The 2,241-nt window shown below is 39.0% G+C and carries 2 protein-coding genes; one reads left to right on the forward strand and one right to left on the reverse strand.

The window, feature by feature from the left end; translation table 11 throughout:
* Positions 1–163: 163 nt before the first annotated feature.
* Complete coding sequence (locus AC1DVB_RS26755; RefSeq protein WP_477591847.1) at positions 164–865, forward strand: YibE/F family protein; 702 nt, start codon at positions 164–166, stop codon at positions 863–865.
* Between the two features lie 305 nt (positions 866–1,170).
* Here the strand turns inward: AC1DVB_RS26755 and AC1DVB_RS26760 are convergent.
* A partial coding sequence (locus AC1DVB_RS26760) for an AAA-type ATPase lid domain-containing protein (protein WP_477591845.1) occupies positions 1,171–2,241 on the reverse strand: 1,071 nt, incomplete at its 5' end.

Raw genomic sequence — 2,241 nt, forward strand, 5'->3', positions numbered from 1 at the left:
GTATCTTCCTTAAGATCCACCAAAAAAAGTTCAGCCTGGTTGTATTGTTATCACCATTATTGTCAACGGTTTAATGGGTTAGACTTTATTATGGGGTAATGAGCAGGGTTTCGTGATAGATGGTGATGGCGAGGATCGCCCCATAGAAGTTTCTTATGAAAAAATAATTGGAATTGGTGTATTTCGCAACACTTGTAAAATAAAAAACCTCATTTTTATGACTAATCCATATATTGATCCGTATATCGTAACATTGATTGCATGTACGGTGATTAGTTATATTAATTTATTTTTCATTAACGAAGTGAACAGTACAACAAAAACAGCATTCATTTCTACTATTATCACGATTGTTATTGTACTCTTTTTTATTGTCATTGTGACGGAAAATGCGATGATACAAGGTTTCGGTGAAGAAGAAATAGAAGAGCTTAGCATCTTTTCCCTTTATATTGGGGTGGATTTTGTTAAAATTGGAGCTTCAGTAATTATTATGAGTACTATTGGCGCGATTATCGATACAGCCATGGCCATTGCATCTCCCATGCGAGAAATGCATCATCACCATCCATCCATTAGCAAGAAGGAATTATTCACATTTGGATTGAGTATTGGGCGGGATATTTTAGGGACATCTACGAATACACTATTTTTTGCTTTCTTTGGTGGCTATTTGGCATTGCTTATATGGTTTAAAGATTTGTCCTATTCTGTTGGGGAAATAGTAAACTCAAAAATATTCAGTGCTGAAATGATCACTATAATTTGTGCTGGAACCGGAGTAGCCCTGATAATTCCTATTACAGCCTTGATTACTTCTTATTTTTTGGTGAAAAAAGGAGAAAATAAAGAGAAAGCTATATAGGTTCATGGCAAAAAGGCTTATGGGCACTCATTTGTATAATCGGAATAAGTCTTTGTTTTTTTTGCAAATGATTATCCATATTCGGCGGGATACGCTTAACCGTTTCATTTTTGAGGACGGTTGGTGGAGGAACAAGATGCCATATTGCCTATATAAGCCTACAGCCATTTTAATTGCTTGATGTATATATATGGTTTGATAATAACGAAAAAGCTGACTGCAGAAGCCCGTACAAAACGGCTCCTGTTATCAGCTTTTCTTTTTTACCATGGGCTCCAATTCGATAATGGGACTGCACGCCGAAATCAAACATGTATGTTTAGCTGTTTGCGGAGACGTTGCATTTCTGAATTGAAATAGGCTTTGCTGTAATCACATCCGACAATTGCTACGATATTGCCGTCATCATCGATGATTGGCGCAAAGCTTGTTTTCCACTCACCGTACCTGTCTTCGTATATGGGAGTAACACCCGCTTTACCATTAAACGCCTGGTAAGCGACATTGACCATTTCCGGGGGACCCATATATTCTTCTCCCGGTTCAATTACAAAGCCTTTGTCTGTAACAAGGTGAATCAGACGTCCATCCTCCGACATGATAAATATAAAGACCCATTCAATTACGCCTTCCTTTTCTTGAATCATGGTAAGTTTTTGTTTTAATTTCTGGGAATAGGAAGTTTGCCGGTTCATATTTTTTTGTAGACTGATAACCTCTTCAGCTGGAATGATAGCTGCGGTTACAACGGCAATGGATCGAAGCCGCTGGTTTATTTGTTCTTCTAAAATGGCCCGTTTATCCACTGGTGAAAAGCTTGCCTCTTCCATTTTATTTCGTAATTTTTTATATTTCCTGCTCATCGTCGGCTGGCTGACTTCCAATACCTTTGCCGCCAGTTTCAATGATTTATATTGTTCCATCGCCATGTTGATGAGTTGTTCTTCCACAAGGTCAACGGCTTCCTGCAATGGCATTAGGAAATCGATGACAGGTAGTGAAAGAGGTTTGGGCCCTTTAAATGGAAGCACCTCTTTAACCAAAGCAACATCCACTTCCGGTATTCCGCTAGTAATCACAAGTCTTTCAACTGTATTTTCAAGTTCGCGCACGTTACCGGGCCATTGATAGATGCAAAGCAAGTCGATTGCATCCGGGGTGAACGCTACCTTTCGATTGTACAGTGTATTGTACTTTTGTAAAAAAAACTGAACCAGGTGGGGGATCTCATCTACACGATTTCTTAGCGGCGGAAGATGGATAGGCACGACATGAAGACGATAATATAAGTCTTCTCGGAATTCACCTTTTTTCACCATTTTTTCGAGCGATTTATTTGTTGCGGCAATCACTTGAATGTCAACAGGGTGTGAGGT

Source organism: Peribacillus sp. P4_D6, from assembly GCF_056401795.1.